The 20,301-nt window shown below is 67.3% G+C and carries 19 protein-coding genes; 14 read left to right on the top strand and 5 right to left on the bottom strand.

Features of this window, described 5'->3' with window-relative positions; genetic code table 11:
• Window positions 1–2: 2 nt before the first annotated feature.
• Entirely contained in the window at window positions 3–632 is a 630-nt protein-coding gene (locus AC4ELH_RS24465; protein ID WP_064881048.1) for a maleylpyruvate isomerase family mycothiol-dependent enzyme, read from the bottom strand.
• A 45-nt stretch (window positions 633–677) separates the two neighbouring features.
• On the opposite strand from AC4ELH_RS24465, the gene AC4ELH_RS24460 reads away from it, so the two are divergent.
• The 9 genes from AC4ELH_RS24460 to argH all read left to right on the top strand — a co-directional run bounded on the left by AC4ELH_RS24460 (window position 678) and on the right by argH (window position 10,057).
• The gene (locus tag AC4ELH_RS24460; protein ID WP_498887290.1) at window positions 678–1,535 is read left to right on the top strand and encodes a MerR family transcriptional regulator; all 858 of its coding nucleotides are present in this window, start codon (window positions 678–680) and stop codon (window positions 1,533–1,535) included.
• A 48-nt stretch (window positions 1,536–1,583) separates the two neighbouring features.
• Entirely contained in the window at window positions 1,584–2,618 is a 1,035-nt protein-coding gene (argC, locus tag AC4ELH_RS24455; RefSeq protein ID WP_498887288.1) for an N-acetyl-gamma-glutamyl-phosphate reductase, read from the top strand.
• Between the two features lie 35 nt (window positions 2,619–2,653).
• Window positions 2,654–3,871, top strand: a complete 1,218-nt coding sequence (argJ, locus tag AC4ELH_RS24450) for a bifunctional glutamate N-acetyltransferase/amino-acid acetyltransferase ArgJ (protein ID WP_110916792.1) — start codon at window positions 2,654–2,656, stop codon at window positions 3,869–3,871.
• Complete coding sequence (argB, locus tag AC4ELH_RS24445) at window positions 3,868–4,746, top strand: acetylglutamate kinase (protein ID WP_064881052.1); 879 nt, start codon at window positions 3,868–3,870, stop codon at window positions 4,744–4,746. Before argJ ends, argB begins: the two co-directional genes overlap by 4 nt.
• Window positions 4,743–5,918 (top strand): acetylornithine transaminase, encoded by a 1,176-nt coding sequence (locus AC4ELH_RS24440; protein WP_498887285.1) that lies wholly within the window; start codon window positions 4,743–4,745, stop codon window positions 5,916–5,918. The genes argB and AC4ELH_RS24440 overlap by 4 nt, the downstream gene beginning before the upstream one ends.
• Window positions 5,915–6,850: an ornithine carbamoyltransferase gene (gene argF / locus AC4ELH_RS24435; RefSeq protein WP_064881055.1), complete on the top strand. Its 936-nt coding sequence runs from the start codon at window positions 5,915–5,917 to the stop codon at window positions 6,848–6,850. Before AC4ELH_RS24440 ends, argF begins: the two co-directional genes overlap by 4 nt.
• Before the next feature lie 4 nt (window positions 6,851–6,854).
• Window positions 6,855–7,331, top strand: coding sequence for an arginine repressor (locus AC4ELH_RS24430; RefSeq protein ID WP_064881057.1), 477 nt, complete (start codon window positions 6,855–6,857; stop codon window positions 7,329–7,331).
• 23 nt (window positions 7,332–7,354) lie between these two features.
• The gene (locus AC4ELH_RS24425) at window positions 7,355–8,554 is read left to right on the top strand and encodes an argininosuccinate synthase (protein ID WP_064881059.1); all 1,200 of its coding nucleotides are present in this window, start codon (window positions 7,355–7,357) and stop codon (window positions 8,552–8,554) included.
• Window positions 8,555–8,629: 75 nt separating this feature from the next.
• Window positions 8,630–10,057: an argininosuccinate lyase gene (gene argH / locus AC4ELH_RS24420; protein WP_463805021.1), complete on the top strand. Its 1,428-nt coding sequence runs from the start codon at window positions 8,630–8,632 to the stop codon at window positions 10,055–10,057.
• On the opposite strand, the gene AC4ELH_RS24415 is transcribed toward argH, so the two are convergent.
• Window positions 10,054–11,847 carry an ABC-F family ATP-binding cassette domain-containing protein gene (locus AC4ELH_RS24415; RefSeq protein WP_448448949.1) on the bottom strand — a complete coding sequence of 598 codons (1,794 nt, stop codon included), beginning with the start codon at window positions 11,845–11,847 and terminating at the stop codon, window positions 10,054–10,056. The genes argH and AC4ELH_RS24415 overlap by 4 nt on opposite strands.
• Before the next feature lie 152 nt (window positions 11,848–11,999).
• Between AC4ELH_RS24415 and AC4ELH_RS24410 the strand changes: the two genes are divergently transcribed.
• The 3 genes from AC4ELH_RS24410 (at window position 12,000) to AC4ELH_RS24400 (ending at window position 15,849) form a co-directional block, all read left to right on the top strand.
• Entirely contained in the window at window positions 12,000–15,011 is a 3,012-nt protein-coding gene (locus AC4ELH_RS24410; protein ID WP_448448952.1) for an acyl-CoA synthetase, read from the top strand.
• A 76-nt stretch (window positions 15,012–15,087) separates the two neighbouring features.
• The gene (locus AC4ELH_RS24405; RefSeq protein WP_498887280.1) at window positions 15,088–15,621 is read left to right on the top strand and encodes a hypothetical protein; all 534 of its coding nucleotides are present in this window, start codon (window positions 15,088–15,090) and stop codon (window positions 15,619–15,621) included.
• 9 nt (window positions 15,622–15,630) lie between these two features.
• The gene (locus AC4ELH_RS24400; protein ID WP_463795027.1) at window positions 15,631–15,849 is read left to right on the top strand and encodes a Trm112 family protein; all 219 of its coding nucleotides are present in this window, start codon (window positions 15,631–15,633) and stop codon (window positions 15,847–15,849) included.
• Here the strand turns inward: AC4ELH_RS24400 and AC4ELH_RS24395 are convergent.
• The 3 genes from AC4ELH_RS24395 to AC4ELH_RS24385 are packed head-to-tail and all read right to left on the bottom strand — an operon-like array spanning window position 15,832 to window position 18,002.
• Window positions 15,832–16,458: a TetR/AcrR family transcriptional regulator gene (locus AC4ELH_RS24395; RefSeq protein ID WP_498887278.1), complete on the bottom strand. Its 627-nt coding sequence runs from the start codon at window positions 16,456–16,458 to the stop codon at window positions 15,832–15,834. The genes AC4ELH_RS24400 and AC4ELH_RS24395 overlap by 18 nt on opposite strands.
• Before the next feature lie 6 nt (window positions 16,459–16,464).
• Window positions 16,465–17,292 (bottom strand): ABC transporter permease, encoded by an 828-nt coding sequence (locus AC4ELH_RS24390; RefSeq protein WP_082941613.1) that lies wholly within the window; start codon window positions 17,290–17,292, stop codon window positions 16,465–16,467.
• Complete coding sequence (locus AC4ELH_RS24385; protein WP_498887275.1) at window positions 17,217–18,002, bottom strand: ABC transporter ATP-binding protein; 786 nt, start codon at window positions 18,000–18,002, stop codon at window positions 17,217–17,219. The genes AC4ELH_RS24390 and AC4ELH_RS24385 overlap by 76 nt, the downstream gene beginning before the upstream one ends.
• Window positions 18,003–18,082: 80 nt before the next feature.
• On the opposite strand from AC4ELH_RS24385, the gene AC4ELH_RS24380 reads away from it, so the two are divergent.
• Together AC4ELH_RS24380 and tyrS are read left to right on the top strand one after the other, a co-directional pair.
• On the top strand, window positions 18,083–18,694 hold the full coding sequence (locus AC4ELH_RS24380) for a DNA-3-methyladenine glycosylase (RefSeq protein ID WP_064881113.1): 612 nt from the start codon (window positions 18,083–18,085) through the stop codon (window positions 18,692–18,694).
• Between the two features lie 27 nt (window positions 18,695–18,721).
• Window positions 18,722–20,008, top strand: a complete 1,287-nt coding sequence (tyrS, locus tag AC4ELH_RS24375; RefSeq protein ID WP_207549053.1) for a tyrosine--tRNA ligase — start codon at window positions 18,722–18,724, stop codon at window positions 20,006–20,008.
• Window positions 20,009–20,301: the final 293 nt, after the last annotated feature.

Below are 20,301 nucleotides of genomic sequence, written 5' to 3'. Positions count from 1 at the left end.
TCTCAGGCGACAAGTAGCTCGACGCCGTCACCGCGCAGGTGGGGGAGAGCAGCTGCCTGACGTCCCGTCGCCAGCAGGAGCAATGCCGAGACGGGCCCCTCGATGAGGGGTCCGGCCCCGGCTGCCCAGCCGGTGTCGACAGCACATAGCCGGTAGGGGGCCAGCCTCTGGCTGGCCCGGAACGGGAATCGCGGATTCCAAATCCGCTCCAGTGCCAACTGTGCAGCCGCGGTGGGCATTTCGTGCTGGAGTTGCAGCGGCACCGCGATGTCCTGGCCGTGTACGAGCAAGTCCATCAGCCGATCAGCCGGTGTGGTGCCGACCGCGGCGAAGCGCGAGCCGATCGTGCCGCGCAACTCTTCGAGCAACTGATGATCCGCACTCTCCGCTGCGTGGCGGGTCGCGGTATCGCAGACCATTCGGTCGAAGCTGCCGCGCGCTCGCAACAGATTGACCAGTATTCGACCGACATTGGCCTGTGTGGAAAGCGTCAGGTGGGCCACGACGTCTCGAACCTGCCACCTCTCACACAGGCTGGCGTGGCGCCATTGCGACGCGGTGAGTGGTTCGAGTAGGTGCAGGAGCCCGCGGCGTTCGGTGTCGACGGCGCGCCAGATGTCCTCGGTGTTCATGCGGCCTACGCTAGGAACTCCAGTCAGGTGGAGGTTCAAGGCACTGTGACGTACGGCACAAGCATCGGTGAGTTGTCGCGGCTCACTGGCGTATCCGTTCGGACGATCCGGTACTACTGCGATGAGGGCCTTCTCGAAGCTCGCCGGAGTTCGGGTGGGCATCGCGTTTTCGACGACACAGCGGCCGAATCGCTCATCCTGGTTCGGCGCTTGCGCGCTGCCGGTCTCGGCTTGGATGCGATTGGTGCCATCCTGGTAGGTCGGATCTCCATCGGCGATGCTGTGAACGCCGAACAGCGCGCCCTCGATGCGGATTTGGCTGACCTGGCGAGGCGGCGGGCGTCGTTGGAGGCATTGTCGACCGCGCAGGACGGACGTCGCGGACACGACGTACTGATCGACTTCTGGCGGCGATTGTTCGCTGGGGCGGCGCAGGGGGAAATATTCGACGGTCTCGTGGAGATGACCGTGCCGCAATCACCGGACCAGGCACGTCCGGGCAGCGTTGTCGCCTACGCCGAGCTTGTGGCCCTTGCCCGGCAACCGGTATTCGGGAGGGTGATGGCCCGGCAGCTGTGGCGGTTCGAACCCACCCGTATCAGCGATCGTCGGGGTCTGGTCACCGGTGTTGCCGAGGCGTGTGACATGGCGTCGCCGCTCGTGCGTGCCGGTCAATCGCCGTCATCCTGCGCTGCGGTCGACCGATTCGTCGATGCCCACGCCAAGGCTCGCAAGGACACGAACACGCAGAGTTTCCGGCGTGCGCTCGTCGTCAACGCCGGCGCCGACACCGATCCGCATGTCCGCCGGTATTGGGACCTCTTCGGTGAGATAGCAGGTGAGACGACTACGGTAGGTGCCATTCAGCGCTGGCTCTACGAAGGGCTGCGTGGCTGCGCATAGCTGATTAATGAATTTGCATCTGCATGCATAACAATGCAGAATTGCTGCATGACTTCGATAGCGGTGGCCGGCGCCAGCGGCTACGCCGGCGGAGAGATCCTGCGATTGCTGCTCGGGCACCCGGCCTACGCTGACGGCCGGTTGACCATCGGGGCGCTGACCGCCGCCTCCAGCGCCGGCACCACGATGGCCGAGCATCATCCACACCTGCTGCCGCTGGCCTCGCGTGTTCTGGAGCCCACCGACGCAGAGGTGCTGGCCGGCCACGACGTGGTGTTCCTGGGCCTGCCGCACGGACACTCCGCAGCGCTGGCCGAGCAGCTCGGTCCTGACACCCTGATCATCGATTGCGGTGCCGACTTCCGGCTCACCAACGCCGCCGACTGGGAGAAGTTCTACGGTTCGGCACACGCGGGCAGCTGGCCCTACGGTCTGCCGGAACTGCCCGGGGCCCGGGACCGGCTGAAGGGCACCAAACGCATCGCGGTGCCGGGCTGCTATCCGACCGCGGCACTGCTGGCGCTGCTGCCTGCCGTCGCCGGCGACCTCGTCGAACCGGCCGTCACGGTCGTCGCCGTGAGCGGCACCTCGGGCGCGGGCAAGTCTGCCAAGGTCGACCTGCTGGGCGCCGAGGTGATCGGCTCGGCACGTGCCTACAACATCGCCGGTAAGCACCGGCACACCCCGGAGATCGCCCAGGGCCTGCGTTCGGTGACCGACAAAGACGTCACCGTCTCCTTCACTCCGGTGCTGATCCCAACCTCCCGCGGCATCCTGGCCACCTGCACCGCCCACACCGCGGCTTCGGAGGCCGAGATCCGGGCAGCCTACGAAAAGGCTTACGACGCAGAGCCGTTCATCCACCTGCTGCCCGAGGGGCAGCTGCCCAAGACCGGTTCGGTGATCGGTAGCAACGCCGCGCAGATCGCGGTCGCCGTGGATGAAGCGGCTCAGACCCTGGTGGCCATCGCTGCCATCGACAACCTCACCAAGGGCACCGGCGGCGCCGCGGTGCAGTCGATGAACCTGGCGCTGGGCTGGCCCGAAACCGAAGGACTGTCGATCGTGGGAGTAGCACCGTGACACCGGAACCGGAGGCGACAATATCGCCTGAGGGAGTGACAACAGGTACCAAGCTGGTCCGCACTCAGGGCGTCACCGCACCCGCAGGCTTCCGGGCGGCCGGCATCGCCGCCGGTATCAAGGCATCCGGCGCACCGGACCTGGCGCTGGTGTTCAACGAGGGGCCGGATTACGCCGCGGCGGGCGTGTTCACCCGCAACAAGATCAAGGCTGCGCCCGTGCAGTGGTCGCAGCAGGTGCTGACCACCGGCCGGTTGCGTGCCGTGGTTCTGAACTCGGGCGGCGCCAACGCCTGCACCGGGCCGCTGGGATTCCAGGACACCCATGCCACCGCCGAGGCAGTGGCCTCTGCACTGAGCGACTGGGGTACCGAGACCGGTGCCATCGAGGTCGCGGTGTGCTCGACGGGCCTGATCGGTGACCGGTTGCCGATGGACAAGGTACTGGCCGGCGTCACCGAGATCGTGCACGAGATCGCGGGCGGTCTGACCGGGGGTGACGACGCCGCCCGGGCCATCATGACCACCGACACCGTGCCGAAACAGGTTGCGCTGCACCATTCGGTGGAGTCGGGGGACAACTGGACCCTGGGCGGGATGGCCAAGGGCGCCGGGATGCTGGCGCCGTCACTGGCCACCATGCTGGTGGTCCTGACCACCGATGCGGTCGCTGACAGCGCGGCACTCGATGCCGCGCTGAGGCGGGCCACGGCGCTCACCTTCGACCGGCTCGACGTCGACGGCAGCTGCTCGACCAACGACACCGTGCTGTTGCTCGCGTCCGGCGCCAGCGAGATCGCGCCGAGCCAGGACGATCTCAACGAGGCGGTGCTGCGGGTCTGTGACGACCTGTGCGCACAGCTGCAGGCCGACGCCGAAGGCGTCACCAAGCGGGTCGTCATCACCGTGACGGGCGCCGAAACCGAGGACGATGCACTGGTCGCGGCCCGCGTCATCGCTCGAGACAGCCTGGTCAAGACCGCGCTGTTCGGTTCCGACCCGAACTGGGGCCGGGTTCTGGCCGCGGTCGGCATCGCGCCGGTGAAGTTGGACCCGGAACGGATCAGCGTGTCGTTCAACGGTTCTCCGGTGTGCGTCGACGGTGCCGGCGCTCCGGGAGCCCGCGACGTCGACCTGTCCGGCGAAGACATCGCCGTGGTGGTGAACCTGGGTGTGGGAGGCCACAGTGCTTCCATCAGGACCACCGACCTGTCGCACGCCTACGTCGAAGAGAACTCGGCCTACAGCTCATGAACCAGGCCATCGAGCGCGGCGTCAAGGCCCAGGTGCTCGCCTCGGCGCTGCCGTGGCTCAAGCAACTGCACGGCAAGATCGTCGTCGTCAAGTACGGCGGCAACGCCATGACCGATGACACCCTCAAGGCGGCCTTCGCCGCTGACATGGTGTTCCTGCGCAACTGCGGCATCCACCCGGTGGTGGTGCACGGCGGCGGGCCCCAGATCAGCGCGATGCTCAAGAAGCTGGGCATTGCAGGCGATTTCAAGGGCGGTTTTCGGGTGACCACACCCGAGGTGCTCGACGTCGCGCGCATGGTGCTGTTCGGTCAAGTGGGCCGGGAACTGGTCAATCTGATCAATGCCCACGGCCCGTACGCGGTCGGCCTCACCGGTGAGGACGCGCACCTGTTCACCGCCGTGCGGCGCAGCGTCACCGTCGACGGAGTGGCCACCGACATCGGGCTGGTCGGCGACGTCGAATACGTCAACGCCGAATCCATCATGGATCTCATTGCCGCAGGGCGTATTCCAGTGGTGTCGACCATCGGGCCGGACATCGATGGTGTGGTCCACAACATCAACGCCGACACCGCCGCTGCGGCCCTGGCCGAGGCGCTGGGTGCCGAGAAGCTGATCATGCTCACCGACGTGGAGGGGCTCTACACCGACTGGCCCGACCGCTCTTCGCTGGTCAGCGAGATCGACACCGAGGCCCTGACAGGGCTGCTGCCCACGCTCGAATCGGGCATGGTGCCCAAGATCGAGGCCTGCCTGCGGGCGGTGGAGGGCGGTGTGCCGAGCGCCCACGTGATCGACGGCCGCGTCGAACACTGTGTGCTGGTCGAGCTTTTCACCGATGAAGGAACTGGAACCAAGGTGGTAGCCGCATGACCCTCCAGGACCGCTGGGAAGCGGTGATGATGAACAACTACGGCACCCCGCCGTTGGCACTGGCCAGCGGTGACGGCGCCGTGGTGACCGATACCGACGGCAAGTCCTACTTGGACCTGCTCGGCGGAATCGCGGTCAACCTGCTGGGGCACCGCCATCCCGGGGTGATCGAGGCCGTCACCACCCAGCTCAACACGCTGGGCCACACGTCGAACCTGTACGCCACCGAACCGGGCATCGCGCTGGCCGAAGCGTTGGTGGGGCATCTGGGCGCCCCGGCGCGGGCCTTTTTCTGCAACTCGGGCACCGAGGCCAACGAGGTCGCCTTCAAGATCACCCGGCTCACCGGCAAGACGAATATCGTTGCCGCCGAAGGGGCCTTTCACGGCCGCACGATGGGGTCGCTGGCGCTGACCGGCCAGCCCGCCAAGCAGGCACCGTTCGAGCCGCTGCCGGGCAACGTCACCCATGTGCCCTATGGGGATGCCGAAGCCCTTGCCGCTGCTGTCGATTCGGATACCGCCGCGTTGTTCCTCGAACCGATCATGGGGGAGGGTGGCGTCGTCGTCCCGCCGGCCGGATATCTGGCGCAGGCCCGCGACATCACCACCAGGAACGGCGCACTTCTGGTCCTCGACGAGGTGCAGACCGGCGTCGGGCGTACCGGCGCGTTCTATGCGCATCAGCACGACGGCATCACCCCGGACATCGTCACGCTGGCCAAGGGCCTGGGCGGCGGGCTGCCGATCGGCGCCTGCCTGGCCATCGGCGCGGCCGGTGATCTGCTCACCCCGGGTCTGCACGGCAGCACGTTCGGAGGTAACCCGGTGTGCACCGCCGCCGCGCTGGCGGTGCTCAAGGCGCTCGCCGACGGGGATCTGATCGCGCGCGCCGGGGTGCTCGGCAAGACGCTGAGCCACGGCATCGAGGAGTTGGGTCATCCGCTCGTCGACCACGTGCGCGGCAAGGGTCTGCTGCAGGGCGTGGTGTTGACCGCACCGAGCGCCAAGGCCGTCGAGGCCGCCGCGCGCGACGCCGGGTTCCTGGTCAATGCCGCTGCCGCGGACGTCATCCGGTTGGCGCCGCCACTGATCATCACCGAACCGCAGATCGAGACGTTCCTGTCCGCTCTGCCTGCCGTTCTCGACACCGCTGTGGAGGCTGCTTCATGACCATCCGGCATTTCCTGCGCGACGACGATCTGTCACCCGATGAGCAGGCCGAGGTGCTCGCCCTGGCCGCCGAACTCAAGAAGGCACCGTTCTCGCGGCGCCCACTCGAGGGCCCGCGCGGCGTCGCGGTGATCTTCGAGAAGAACTCCACCCGCACCCGGTTCTCGTTCGAGATGGGCATCGCCCAGCTCGGCGGCCATGCCGTGGTGGTCGACGGCCGCAGCACCCAGCTGGGCCGCGAGGAGACCCTCGAGGACACCGGCGCGGTGCTGTCCCGCTACGTCGACGCCATCGTGTGGCGCACGTTCGCCCAGGAGCGGCTGACGGCCATGGCCTCGGGATCGACGGTGCCGATCGTGAACGCACTGTCTGACGAATTCCACCCGTGCCAGGTGCTGGCCGACCTGCAGACCCTGGCCGAGCGCCGGGGCGAGCTCAAGGGTTTGCGGATGACGTATTTGGGTGACGGCGCCAACAACATGGCGCACTCGCTGATGCTGGGTGGTGTCACCGCAGGCATCCACGTCACCATCGCCGCGCCGGCCGGATTCGAACCAGACCCGCACTTCGTCGAGGCCGCCAAGCGCCGCGCCAGTGAAACTGGAGCAACCGTGTCCGTTACCGATGACGCACAGGCCGGGGTCGACGGGGTCGACGTGCTCGTCACCGATACCTGGACGTCGATGGGCCAGGAGAATGACGGGCTCGACCGGGTGCGGCCGTTCCGTCCGTTCCAGGTCAACGCCGATCTGCTCAAGCGTGCCGACCCGGAAGCCATTGTGCTGCACTGCCTTCCGGCGCACCGCGGTCACGAGATCACCGACGAGGTGATCGACGGCCCGCAGAGCGCGGTGTTCGACGAGGCCGAGAACCGGCTGCACGCGCAGAAGGCCATGCTGGTGTGGCTGCTCGAAAAAAAGACAAGCGCCTGAGACTATGAGCGCACCGACCCGCGCCGGCCGACAGGCCCGCATCGTCGCCCTCCTGTCGGCCAGGCAGGTGAGCAGCCAGACCGAACTGGCCGCCCTGCTGGGCCAGGAGGGCATCGAGGTCACCCAGGCCACGCTGTCGCGGGACCTGGAGGAGCTCGGCGCGGTGAAACTGCGCGGTGCCGATGGCGGAGTCGGGGTGTATGTGGTGCCCGAGGACGGCAGCCCGGTGCGGGGTGTGTCGGGTGGCACCGAACGGTTGACCCGCTTGCTGGGGGACTTGCTGGTATCGACCGATGCCAGCGCTAACCTTGCCGTGCTGCGCACCCCGCCCGGGGCGGCGCATTACCTGGCCAGCGCGATCGACCGCGCCGCCCTGCCGTATGTGGTCGGCACCATCGCCGGTGACGACACCATCCTGATGGTGGCGCGCGACCCGATGACCGGGGCCGAACTTGCCAACACCATCGAGAACTTGAAGTAGAGCCCAAAACAAGGAGATTGCTCATGTCCGAACGCGTCATCCTGGCGTACTCCGGAGGTCTGGACACCTCGGTCGCGATCAGCTGGATCGGCAAGGAGACCGGCAAAGAGGTCGTCGCCGTCGCCATCGATCTCGGCCAGGGCGGCGAGGACATGGATGTCGTGCGCCAGCGTGCCCTGGACTGCGGTGCGGTCGAGGCGGTCGTGGTCGACGCCCGTGACGAGTTCGCCGACGAATACTGCCTGCCGACCATCAAGGCCAATGCGCTCTACATGGACCGTTACCCGCTGGTGTCGGCCATCAGCCGCCCGCTGATCGTCAAGCATCTGGTCGACGCCGCGCGTGCCCACGGCGGCACTGTCGTCGCGCACGGCTGCACCGGCAAGGGCAACGACCAGGTGCGCTTCGAGGTCGGCTTCGCTTCCCTCGCACCTGAACTGGACGTCATCGCCCCGGTCCGCGACTACGCCTGGACCCGTGAGAAGGCCATCGCGTTCGCCGAGGAGAACGCGATCCCGATCAACGTCACCAAGCGCTCACCGTTCTCGATCGACCAGAACGTGTGGGGCCGCGCGGTGGAGACCGGGTTCCTCGAGGACCTGTGGAACGCGCCGACCAAGGACGTCTACGACTACACCCAGGACCCGACGGTCAACTTCAACGCTCCAGACGAGCTGATCATCAGCTTCGACAAGGGCCGCCCGATCGCGATCGACGGTCGTCCGCTCAGCGTGCTGGAGATCATCCAGGAGCTCAACACCCGGGCCGGTGCGCAGGGTGTGGGCCGGCTCGATGTGGTCGAGGACCGGCTGGTCGGCATCAAGAGCCGCGAGATCTACGAGGCGCCGGGCGCGATGGTGCTGATCACCGCGCACACCGAGCTCGAGCACGTGACGCTGGAGCGTGAGCTGGGTCGGTACAAGCGCGGCGTGGACCAGAAGTGGGGCGAGCTCACCTACGACGGCCTGTGGTTCAGCCCGCTGAAGCGGTCGCTGGAGGCGTTCGTCGAGCACACGCAGGAGCACGTCTCCGGCGACATCCGGCTGGTTCTGCATGCCGGGAGCGTCATCGTCAACGGCCGCCGTTCCGGTGAGTCGCTGTACGACTTCAACCTGGCCACCTACGACGAGGGCGACAGCTTCGACCAGAGCGCGGCCAAGGGCTTCGTGCAGCTGCACGGTCTGAGCTCCAAGATCTCGGCCAAGCGCGACCTGGGCCTCTGATGCCGAGCAGACGCGTAGGTACCCGAAATCGCCGTGCGCGGGGTACCTACGCGTCTGCTCGCGGAAAGAAGTGAGATGAGCACCAACGACGGAACCACCAACGAAGGCTCGCTGTGGGGCGGCCGGTTCGCCGACGGTCCTTCGGCAGCCCTTGCCGCGCTGAGCAAGTCGACCCATTTCGACTGGGTGCTGGCGCCGTACGACGTCACCGCGTCGAAGGCCCACGCCCGAGTTCTGCACCGGGCCGGCCTGCTCACCGATGAGCAGCGGGACGGGCTGCTCGCGGGCCTGGACAGCCTGGGTTCCGACGTTGCCGACGGCAGTTTCCGGCCGCTGGTCACCGACGAGGATGTGCACGGCGCGCTGGAGCGCGGCCTGATCGACCGGGTCGGGCCGGATCTCGGTGGCCGGCTGCGGGCCGGACGTTCGCGAAACGACCAGGTGGCCACGTTGTTCCGGATGTGGCTGCGCGACGCCGTCCGTCGCGTCGCCGACGGCGTGCTCGAGGTGGTCAACGCCCTGGCGGTGCAGGCTGCCGCGCATCCGACGGCCATCATGCCGGGCAAGACCCACCTGCAGGCCGCTCAGCCGATCCTGCTCGCGCATCATCTACTGGCGCACGCTCATCCACTGCTGCGCAATGTCGACCGGCTCGCCGACTTCGACGACCGCACTGCCGTCTCGCCCTACGGTTCCGGGGCGCTGGCGGGATCGTCGCTGGGCCTGGATCCCGATGCGATCGCCGCGGATCTCGGATTCGCCTCAGCGGCAGACAATTCCGTCGACGCCACCGCGGCCCGCGATTTCGCCGCCGAGGCGGCCTTCATCTTCGCCCAGATCGGGGTGGACCTGTCCCGGCTCGCCGAAGACATCATCCTTTGGAGCACAACCGAATTCGGTTACGTGACCTTGCACGACTCCTGGTCGACGGGCAGTTCGATCATGCCGCAGAAGAAGAATCCGGACATCGCCGAGTTGGCCCGCGGCAAGTCCGGACGCCTGATCGGAAACCTGACGGGCCTGCTGGCCACGCTCAAGGCGCAGCCCCTGGCCTACAACCGGGATCTGCAGGAGGACAAGGAGCCGGTCTTCGACTCGGTGGCCCAGCTGGAGCTGTTGCTGCCGGCGATGGCCGGCCTGGTCGGCACGCTGACGTTCGACGAGGACCGGATGGCCGCGCTGGCACCTGCCGGTTACACGCTGGCCACCGATATCGCCGAATGGCTGGTCCGCGAAGGGGTTCCGTTCCGGGTGGCCCATGAGGCCGCGGGGGAGGCCGTGCGAGTCGCCGAGGGGCGTGGGGTCGGGCTCGACGAACTCACCGACGACGAATTCGCCGCGATCAACCCCGCGCTCACCGCGCAGGTGCGTGAGGTGCTGACCGTGGAGGGCTCGGTCAACGCGCGCAGTGCGCGTGGCGGTACGTCACCGGTCCAGGTCGCCAGGCAGCTCGGCGTGGTTCGCGAGACCGCCGAAGAGTTAGGGATCCGGCTGCGCCGCTAGCCGATCTGCTCGCCGAGTTCGAACCAGCGTTCCTCGACCTCGGTGACTTCGTCCTCCAGCGCGCGGATGGCTGCCACCTTGACCGCGAGTCCCTCGAAATCCGACTGGTCATGGTCCGCCATCGCCGTCCGGGACCGGTTGATCTGTTCCTGCAGTTTCTCCAGCCGGCGTTCCAGGGCGGACACCTCCTTCTGCGCTGCCCGCAGCTCGGCACCGGACAACCCGTCCGGTGCAGTGCCTGCGGCCGGTGCCTGCGCCGCGCCGGTCGCCGACCCATGGGCAGCTCGCAGCCGCAGGTACTCGTCCACCCCGCCCGGTAGATGCCGCAGATGCCCGCCGAGGATCCCGTACTGCTGATCGGTGACCCGCTCCAGAAAATACCGATCGTGGCTCACCACGATCAGCGTGCCGGGCCACGAGTCGAGCAGATCCTCCATGGCGGAGAGCATGTCGGTGTCCAGGTCATTGGTGGGCTCGTCGAGTATCAGCACGTTGGGCTGTGCCAGCAGGATCAACAGCAGTTGCAGGCGACGTTGTTGTCCGCCGGAGAGGTCCTTGACCGGTGTCGACAACTGGGCGTTCGAGAACCCGAGACGCTCCAGCAACTGCCCGGGCGTGAGCTCCTGGGCCTTCGACCCGCTGCCGAACACATACGTCGTGCGCAGGTTGGCCAGTACTGTCCGCACCGGATCGCCGAGGTGTGGCTCAAGCTCGTCGACGGTCTGGGTGAGGGTCGCGACCTGCAGAGTCTTACCGTGTTTGACTCGTCCCGAGGTCGGTTGCACCGAGCCGTCGATCAGGCCCAGCAGGGTCGATTTTCCGGCACCGTTGACGCCGAGGATCCCGGTGCGCTCACCCGGGGCGATCCGCCACTCGACCTGCTGCAGCACTTCACGGTCGCCGTAGCTCACCGACACGTCCAGCAGGTCGACGACCTGCTTCCCGAGCCGGGACACCGCCAGGGACTGCAGTGCGACCTTGTCGCGGATCTCGGGAACGTCGGCGATCAGTGCGTTGGCCGCGTCGATACGGAACTTCGGCTTCGAGGTGCGGGCCGGCGCGCCGCGGCGCAGCCAGGCCAGTTCCTTGCGGGCCAGGTTCTGCCGACGCGCTTCGATCGAGGCGGCCTGGCGATCACGCTCCACCCGCTGCAGGATGTACGCGGCGTAGCCGCCGTCGAACGGTTCGACGATGCGGTCGTGCACTTCCCATGTGGTCGTACAGACCTCGTCGAGAAACCAGCGGTCGTGCGTCACCACCAGCAGCCCGCCGGACGACGCGGACCAGCGCTTCTTGAGGTGCGCGGCGAGCCAGGTGATCGCCTCCACGTCGAGGTGGTTGGTCGGCTCGTCGAGCGCCAGCACGTCGTGATCGCCGGCGAGCAGCCTGGCCAGAGCCACCCGGCGCCGCTGTCCGCCTGACAGCGTGCCGAGTCGTGCGTCCCACGGCAGGTCGGCGAGCAGTCCCGCGATGACATCGCGCCCGCGGGGGTCACCGGCCCACTCGTGTTCGGGCACGTCGCCGACCACGGCGTGGCCGACCGTGTCGGCGTCGTCGAGGGTGTCGGCCTGATCGAGTACGCCGATGCGCACTCCGCCGCGCACGGTGACCCGTCCGGAATGGGGTTCGAGTCGGCCGGCCAGCATGGCCAGCAGGCTGGATTTGCCGTCGCCGTTGCGGCCGACGATGCCGATCCGGTCGCCTTCGCTGACGCCGACGGTGACCGAGTCGAACACCACCCCGGCGGGGTACTCCAGATGCAGGGTTTCGCCCCCGAGCAGGTGTGCCATCGCCGCCGACCCTATCGTCCGGGGCCCGGGAATCCGGCATCGCACGGGGCCACCGTCGGCATAGCGCTGATCACATCGGCGATTGGTTGCTGTTATGCCATGATGACGACGTCAATCGGGGGTCGGGTGAGTTGTCAGGTGTGGGGAGCTAACTGGTGGATTTCTCGGCAGTGACCAAACCGGTCGAGCGGTTGCTGGCAACCGCGCAGAACGGTCTGGAGGTGCTGCGCTACGGAGGCCTGGAGACCGGTGCGGTCCCGTCGCCGTTCCAGATCATCCAGAGTGTGCCGATGTACCGGCTGCGGCGGTACTTCCCGCCCGACGCCCGCCCCGGTGCCCAGGATCTCCGTCCTCCGGTGCTGATGGTGCATCCGATGATGATGTCGGCCGACATGTGGGACGTGACGCGCGACGACGGTGCGGTCGGCATCCTGCACGCCGCGGGCGTCGACCCGTGGGTCATCGACTTCGGTTCGCCCGACAAGGTCGAGGGCGGTATGCAGCGCAACCTCGCAGACCACGTGGTCGCGCTCTCGGAGGCCATCGACATCGTCAAGGAGGTCACCGGCCGCGACGTGCACCTTGCCGGCTACTCGCAGGGCGGGATGTTCGCCTACCAGGCTGCGGCCTACCGGCGGTCCAAGGATCTGGCGAGCATCATCGCGTTCGGTTCGCCGGTCGATACCCTGGCCGCGTTGCCGATGAACCTTCCGGCGGGGGTCGCCGCGGGTGCCGCGGATTTCATGGCCGACCACGTGTTCAGCCGCATCGACATCCCGGGGTGGTTGGCGCGCACCGGCTTTCAGATGCTCGACCCGATCAAGACCGCGCAGTCGCGCCTGGATTTCCTGCGTCAACTGCATGACCGGGAGGCCCTGCTGCCGCGTGAGCAGCAGCGCCGCTTCCTGTCGTCGGAGGGCTGGATCGCCTGGTCCGGACCGGCGATCTCCGAACTGCTCAAGCAGTTCATCGCGCACAACCGGATGATCACCGGCGGCTTCTCCGTCCACGGGGACCTGGTCACGCTTTCTGACATCGACTGCCCGATCCTGGCGGTGATCGGTGAGGTCGACGACATCGGCCAACCGGCCGCGGTACGCGGCATCAAACGGGCCGCACCGGATGCGGACGTCTACGAATACCTGATCAGGGCAGGACATTTCGGCCTGGTCGTGGGGTCCAAGGCCTCGACCCAGACCTGGCCGACAGTGGCGCAGTGGGTGAAATGGCTCGGCGGAGAACAGATGCCCGACGGCGTGGTGCCGATGGGATCGCAGCCGGCTGATCATCCCGAGGGTGGGGTGTCGTTCTCCGCCCGCGTGACCCACGGCGCCACCGCAGCCACCGAGATGGCGTTCGGCGTGGCCCGCTCGGCCGCCGACGCGCTGGTGACGGCGAACAAGAACGCCCGGACCCTGGTCATCGAGACGGCCCGCACGCTGCCCCGGTTGGCCCGGTTGGGTCAGGTCAACGACCACACCCGGATCTCGCTGGGCCGGATCATGAGCGAGCAGGCCCGCAGCGCCCCCAACGGCGAGGCACTGCTGTTCGACGGCCGTGTGCACACTTATGAGGCCGTGGATCGCCGGATCAACAACGTGGTTCGCGGACTGATCGACGTCGGTGTGCGACAGGGCGCCCGGGTCGGCGTCCTGATGGACACCCGGCCCAGTGCCCTGGTGGCCATCGCGGCCCTGTCCCGGCTGGGAGCGGTGGCCGTGCTGCTGCCGGAGGCGGACCTGGCCGAGGCGGCCCGGCTCGGTGGCGTGGCCGAGATCATCGCCGACCCGAGCCATCTCGATGTGGCCTGCAAGCTCGACATGCGCGTGCTGGTTCTCGGCAGCGGCGGGCCGCTCGGTGGACCCGGTGGTGAGAGCCGCGACCTCGATGTCCCCGAGGACGCCGATGTCGTCGATATGGAGAAGATCGACCCCGACGTCGTCGAACTGCCCGGCTGGTACCGGCCCAACCCGGGTCTCGCGCGCGACCTGGCGTTCGTCGCCTTCAGCGAGGTCGGTGGGGAGCTCGTGGCCCGCCAGATCACCAACTTCCGGTGGGCTCTGTCCGCGTTCGGCACCGCGTCGGCGGCGAATCTGGGTCGCGGCGACACGGTCTACTGCCTGACCCCGCTGCATCATCAGTCCGGCCTGCTGGTCAGTCTTGGCGGTGCCGTGGTCGGCGGTTCACGCATCGCGCTGTCGCGCGGATTGCAGCCCGACCGGTTCCTGCAGGAGATCCGGCAGTACGGCGTGACCGTCGTGTCCTATACCTGGGCGATGCTGCGCGAGGTCATCGACGATCCGTCGTTCTCGCTCACGGGAAGTCACCCGGTCCGGCTGTTCATCGGATCCGGGATGCCGGCCGGGCTGTGGAAACGCGTGGTCGACGTGTTCGAGCCGGCCCAAGTCGTGGAGTTCTTCGCCACCACAGACGGACAGGCCGTGCTGGCCAATGTGTCCGGAGCCAAGATCGGCAGCAAGGGACGGCCGTTGCCCGGTGGCGGCACCGTCGAACTCGCCGCCTACGACGCCGACGACGACCTGATCCTGGAAGACGAGCAGGGGTTCGTGCGCAAGGCCGAGGCCAACGAGGTGGGTGTGCTCCTGGCCCACCCGCGTGGCCCGGTCGATCCGACCGCCGTGGTCAAGCGCGGTGTGTTCGCACCGGCCGACACCTGGGTGTCCACCGAGTTCCTGTTCCGTCGCGATGAGGACGGTGACTACTGGCTGGTCGACAACCGAGGTGCGGTGATCCGGACCGAACGGGGCCCGGTGTTCGCGACCAGTGTCAACGACGCGGTCGGGCGGCTCGACGCGGTCGACATGTCGGTGACCTACGGCATCGAGGAGTCGGGCCGACAGTTGGCAGTGACGGCCCTGGCCCTGCGCCCCGGCGGTAGCGTCCCGACGGCCGATCTGTCGCTCGCTCTGGAGGATCTGGCCGCCGGCAACCCGCCGGACGTGGTGCACGTGGTGGCCGACATGGAACTCGGTGCGTCCTACCGCCCGCTCGTCGCGCCGCTGCGGGCCGCGGGCATCCCGAAATCCGGCCGGCGTAACTGCTGGTACCTCGACGCCGATACAGGGACGTACAAGAAGTTGACCGCGGCCAGTCGGGCCGAACTCGTCGCCGGCGGTGCCGACGACGAGGCGGACGCCGAATAGTCGCGTCGCCCGACGGGATGCCGGGGCCAGAACGCGCTGTTACGCTCCGGCGGACGGCAGAACGACTGGAGGATCGATGACATCGGGATCGGGTGCGAACAGCTGGTGTCGGGTCGTGACCGGCGGTGCGCTGGTCCTGGGCCTGCTGGTGGGCGCGGGTGCGCCGACGGCTGCCGCCGACCCCGCTCAGCCCACTCCGGTCGCCGATGCACCCGGATCGGCCGCTCCGGCGGCCCCGCCGATGACCGCCGACGAGGCGTTGTCCATCATCGCCAGGGATTACGACACCGGCGAGGGCGGCGGCCAGATCTCGACGCTGATCCACGACATCCTGAAGCTGCGTCAGCAGGGCTACAAGCCGTCGAATGCCAACCGTGAGGCCATCACCAAGGCCCTCGACAAGCGCCCCAACCAGGTCCCGTTGATCAACGCGCTCAAGAGCACGTTGGCCTACCAGCGCAAGTTGCAGGCCCAGACCAACGCTCAGATTCCGCAGCAGAGTGGGCTCAATCCCGGGGTCGGTCAGTTCCCGGGCGGTATCGCTCCGATTCCGGGCGGGGGCGGGGGACAGCCCGGCCCGAGTGGCGGCATCCAGATCCCGCTGGGCTAACTTCACGTGGTGGTCGACGACAAGCTTCTGAGCATCCTGGTGTGCCCGCAGGACCGCGGGCCGCTGCTGCTGGCCGGAACGGACTGGCTCTACAACCCCCGGTTGCGGCGCGCCTACCGGATCGAGGACGGCATCCCGGTCCTTCTGGTCGACGAGGCCGTGGCCATCGAAGATGACGCCGAGCACCGGCGATTGATGGAGCTGGCCGGGTCAGAGGAGTCCGGGTAGGTCACCGGTCAGGTAGCGCTGCAGGGTGGGTGCGATCGTCTCGGCGATCTGTTCCGCCGGCAGCGTGGCGAAGGGCTCGAGCTCCAGGATGTAACGCGCCATCGCGACCCCGACCAATTGTGAGGCGACGAACTGGATGCGGATCCGGGAACTGCCGGGCGGGTTGTCCACCCGGGGCCCGATCTCGCCGATGATGATGTCCTGGAGAAACGACCGGACCAGCGATACGTCGTTGCCGGCCAGGATCGAGCGCAGCGTCGCGACAAAGCTCTTGCCGATCTCGGAATCCCACAGCGGCAACAGGATTGACGGCAGCGTGTGCCCGATCTGGTCCACCGGCACCTCTTTCAGCCGGCTGATCACCGTCATCGGATCGATGGGAATGTGGATCGCCGCGGCGAACAGTTGGGTCTTGGTGCCGAAGTAGTGGTGCACCAGTGCCGCGTCCACTCCGGCATCGGAGGCGATGGAGCGAATCGATGTCTTGTCGATTCCGTTGCGGGCGAACAATTCCCGCGCACTGGTCAGAATGCGCTCGCGTTTGTCCGATGGTCCGGCCGGGCGGCCGGGCCGTTTGCGTTCTCTGCTGGAGTCGACGTCGGTACTCACGGGTTCCTAGGGGGTTCGACGGCGCAGGGTGGCCGCGGCCAGACACAGTGCCAGCACCGCAAAGCCGAGCACGATCGCGATGTCGCGTGCTGCGACGGCGGTCAGCTCAGCGTGGGCGCCGACCTGCTGCAGGGCTTCGAGTGCGTAGCTGGCCGGTAGCACGTTACTGATCCACTGAAGCCAGTCCGGCAGCGCGGCCCGAGGCACGATGATGCCGCACAACAGCAGTTGGGGCGCGATCACCACCGGCATGAACTGCACGGCCTGAAACTCGGTGCGGGCGAACGCGCTGCACAACAGCCCTAGACCGACGCCGAGTACGGCGTTGATGATCGCGATCAGGAACACCAGAACTGGGCTGCCCTCGGTGTGGAGTCCGAGGAACCAGAACGAGACGACGCAGGCGAGGGTGGCCTGCGCCGCGGCTGCGATCGAGAACGCGGTGCCGTAGGCGGCGAGCAGGTCGAACCGCCGCAGTGGCGTGGTCAGAATGCGTTCGAGAGTTCCCGAGACTCGTTCCCGCTGCATGGTGATCGAGGTGATCAGGAACATCACGATGAGCGGGAAGACGCCGAGCATGATCAGGCAGGCATTGTTGAACGGTGTCGGTTGCCCCGGCGCGTGCGGTGCGTTCTGGAACATGAAATACATCAGGGTGATGATCAGGCTGGGGACCAACAGGATCATCGCCACGCTGCGATGGTCGGCGGCGAGCTGTCGCAGGATCCGTCCGGTGGTGGCCAGGTAGGCCGCCGGGCTCAGTCGGCTCGGTTGTGCCCGGCTGTGGCGCTGCGCCGGATGACGGTGAGAAACGCTTCCTCCAGGGACGTGCATTCCGTGTCCTTCCGTAGCTGGTCAGGGGTGGTGTGGGCGAGTAACCTGCCTTCGCGCATGAGCAGCAGGTCACCGCAGTGGTCGGCCTCGTCCATGACGTGACTGGAGACCAGCAGGGTTGTTCCGCGCCGTGACAGTTCGTTGAACTGTTCCCACAGGTCGACGCGCAGGACCGGGTCGAGGCCGACGGTCGGCTCGTCGAGCACCAGGAGTTCAGGTTCGGCCACCAGGGCGCAGGCGAGCGAGACCCGGGTCCGTTGACCGCCGGAGAGGTTGCCGCAGTAGGCGGTGCGGTGATCGTCGAGTCCGACCGTCCGGATGGCGTCGGCGGCCGAGTCCGCCGACGTGCCGTACAGCGCGGCGAAGTAGCGGACGTTGTCGATGACCCGCAGGTCGTTGTAGATCGTCGGATCCTGCGTGACGTATCCGACGCGGTGGCGTAGCGGTGCCGAACCGGCGGGGTGTCCGAGGACCATGACGGTGCCGGCCTCGACGATCTGGGTCCCGACGATGCTGCGTATCAGGGTGGTCTTGCCGCAGCCTGAGGGGCCGAGCAGGCCGGTGATGGCACCGCGGGAGATCCGCACCGAGAGGTCTCGAATCGCGGGGCGCCCACCACGGTTGACCTGCAGTCCGGTGATGTCGACGGCAGGGGCGTCGGCATTGGACGGGAATCCGGCCGAGAATTCATCGATCGATGAAGTCATCATGTGATGAATACTGCGCTCGCGTATGGCCGGTGTCAACGGTGGATGTTGCGAAGTGCAAAATCGCTCGGGTGGGCTTGCAGATGGGCGCCGAACTGCTGACCGGAGATCCGCTGTTCGCAGCCCGTCGGCTGTTGGGGGCCGAGCTGACTGGACGCGGTGTCCGCGCCGTCATCGTCGAGGTCGAGGCGTACGGGGGTCCGCCCGACGGCCCCTGGCCCGACGCAGCCTCGCATTCGTTTCGCGGTGCAGGCGGACGGAATCTCGTGATGTTCGGCCCGCCCGGACACCTGTACACCTACCGCAGCCACGGCATCCATGTCTGCGCGAATGTGGTCTGCGGTTACGACGGTGTGGCGGGCGCGGTCCTGCTGCGCGCTGCGGCGGTAAGTGCCGGCACCGAGGTGGCCGCGCGGCGCCGGGGGCCTGCGGTGCGCCCCGTTGCGTTGGCGAGAGGGCCGGGAAACCTGTGCTCTGCGTTGGGAATTGCTATGGAGGACAACGGGATTGACCTCTTCGATGCCGGTAGTCCGGTGCGGTTGACGCTGGGCGATGCGGTCCCGGGAGTCGACGGCCCGCGGGTCGGAGTGAGCAAGGCCGCCGACCGGCAATGGCGGTTCTGGATTGCCGGCCGGGGAGAGGTGTCGGCGTATCGGCGCAGCCCGCGTGCACCTGCGCCCGGCACCAGTGATTGACCTGCGCAATGCGGCATGATCGTCGTCATGAGCATGGGAATCCTGGATGAGCTGGACTGGCGTGGGCTGATCGCCCAGTCGACCGACCGCGATGCGTTGGCGAACGACCTGGCCAAAGGCCCCATGACCGTCTATTCGGGCTTCGACCCGACCGCGCCCAGCCTGCACGCAGGCCACCTGGTTCCGTTGCTCACGTTGCGGCGGTTCCAACGTGCCGGACACCGGCCGATCGTGCTGGCCGGCGGGGCGACCGGGATGATCGGTGACCCTCGCGACACGGGGGAGCGCACGCTGAACACCGCCGACACGGTGTCGGACTGGGCCGGCCGCATCCGCGGTCAGTTGGAGCGGTTCGTCGAATTCGACGACAGCCCGACCGGTGCGATCGTCGAGAACAACCTCAATTGGACCGGTCAGCTCTCGGCCATCGAGTTTCTACGCGACCTGGGCAAATACTTCTCGGTGAACGTGATGCTGGACCGGGAGACGGTCCGACGCCGGCTCGAAGGCGACGGCATCTCCTACACCGAGTTCAGCTACATGCTGCTGCAGGCCAACGACTTCGTGGAACTGCACCAGCGGCATGGTTGCGCATTGCAGATCGGTGGCTCCGATCAGTGGGGCAACATCGTCGCCGGCGCCCGATTGGTGCGCCAGAAGCTGGGCGCCACCGTGCATGCGATGACGACTCCGCTGGTCACCGACTCCGAAGGTAAGAAGTTCGGCAAGTCGACCGGCGGCGGCAACGTGTGGCTCGACCCCGAAATGACCAGCCCCTACGCCTGGTACCAGTACTTCGTGAATGCCGCTGATGCCGACGTCATCGGTTACCTGCGGTGGTTCACCTTTCTGACGCCGGAGGAGATCGGCGAGCTCGAGGACGCGACCAAGAACCGTGCGCATGAACGCGCCGCGCAGAAACGGCTCGCGCGTGAACTCACCACGTTGGTGCACGGAGAAGGGGCGACGAAGGCGGTCGAGCTCGCCAGCCAGGCGTTGTTCGGTCGTGGCGAGTTGGCCGACCTCGACGGATCGACGCTCGGCGCCGCGCTGCGCGAGGCCAGTAGTGGGCAGGTTGCCGAGCTGAAGCCGGGCGGCCCGGACTCGATCGTGGACTTGTTGGTGAGCACCGGGTTGGCGGCGAGTAAGGGGGCCGCGCGCCGCAATGTCGCCGAGGGCGGGGTGTACGTGAACAACATTCGTATTGAAAGCGACGAGTGGCTACCACAGCATTCCGATTTTCTGCATGAGCGTTGGCTCGTGTTGCGACGTGGCAAGCGGCACATTGCCGGCGTCGAGCGCACCGGCGGTTAGGGCGTCCGGTAGTCACGCTCTGACCTGGGAAAACGTCGCAGTGACCTGGCGATTTGACTCGCTGTTAGCGCTCACGTAACTTATTCCAGGTCAGAGCGACACGGACAAGCGCCGGAGAGCGAAGACGAAATCCGAGAGAGACACCCATTACGGTGGGTATTCTCACTGCCCGCAGAAGCTCAGCGGCTTTTAGCCGCGGGATTTCTGCGCGACAAACTCGGGCGTGTTGTTTGAGAACTCAATAGTGTGTTTGGTGGTTTTTGTTTGTTGTTTTTGGCCACGCTCTTTTTCCC

This window comes from Mycobacterium shunyiense (assembly GCF_058270075.1).
This window is presented reverse-complemented; position numbering and strand designations above follow the sequence as displayed.

Excerpts from the sequence above, each read along its gene's own strand:
- AC4ELH_RS24465 (WP_064881048.1), bottom strand. The coding sequence starts at position 632 with ATGAACACCGAGGACATCTGGCGCGCCGTCGACACCGAACGCCGCGGG.
- argC (WP_498887288.1), top strand. The coding sequence starts at position 1,584 with ATGACTTCGATAGCGGTGGCCGGCGCCAGCGGCTACGCCGGCGGAGAG.
- argB (WP_064881052.1), top strand. The coding sequence starts at position 3,868 with ATGAACCAGGCCATCGAGCGCGGCGTCAAGGCCCAGGTGCTCGCCTCG.
- AC4ELH_RS24440 (WP_498887285.1), top strand. The coding sequence starts at position 4,743 with ATGACCCTCCAGGACCGCTGGGAAGCGGTGATGATGAACAACTACGGC.
- argF (WP_064881055.1), top strand. The coding sequence starts at position 5,915 with ATGACCATCCGGCATTTCCTGCGCGACGACGATCTGTCACCCGATGAG.
- AC4ELH_RS24430 (WP_064881057.1), top strand. The coding sequence starts at position 6,855 with ATGAGCGCACCGACCCGCGCCGGCCGACAGGCCCGCATCGTCGCCCTC.
- AC4ELH_RS24425 (WP_064881059.1), top strand. The coding sequence starts at position 7,355 with ATGTCCGAACGCGTCATCCTGGCGTACTCCGGAGGTCTGGACACCTCG.
- argH (WP_463805021.1), top strand. The coding sequence starts at position 8,630 with ATGAGCACCAACGACGGAACCACCAACGAAGGCTCGCTGTGGGGCGGC.
- AC4ELH_RS24415 (WP_448448949.1), bottom strand. The coding sequence starts at position 11,847 with ATGGCACACCTGCTCGGGGGCGAAACCCTGCATCTGGAGTACCCCGCC.
- AC4ELH_RS24405 (WP_498887280.1), top strand. The coding sequence starts at position 15,088 with ATGACATCGGGATCGGGTGCGAACAGCTGGTGTCGGGTCGTGACCGGC.
- AC4ELH_RS24390 (WP_082941613.1), bottom strand. The coding sequence starts at position 17,292 with ATGCACGTCCCTGGAGGAAGCGTTTCTCACCGTCATCCGGCGCAGCGC.
- AC4ELH_RS24385 (WP_498887275.1), bottom strand. The coding sequence starts at position 18,002 with ATGATGACTTCATCGATCGATGAATTCTCGGCCGGATTCCCGTCCAAT.
- AC4ELH_RS24380 (WP_064881113.1), top strand. The coding sequence starts at position 18,083 with ATGGGCGCCGAACTGCTGACCGGAGATCCGCTGTTCGCAGCCCGTCGG.
- tyrS (WP_207549053.1), top strand. The coding sequence starts at position 18,722 with ATGAGCATGGGAATCCTGGATGAGCTGGACTGGCGTGGGCTGATCGCC.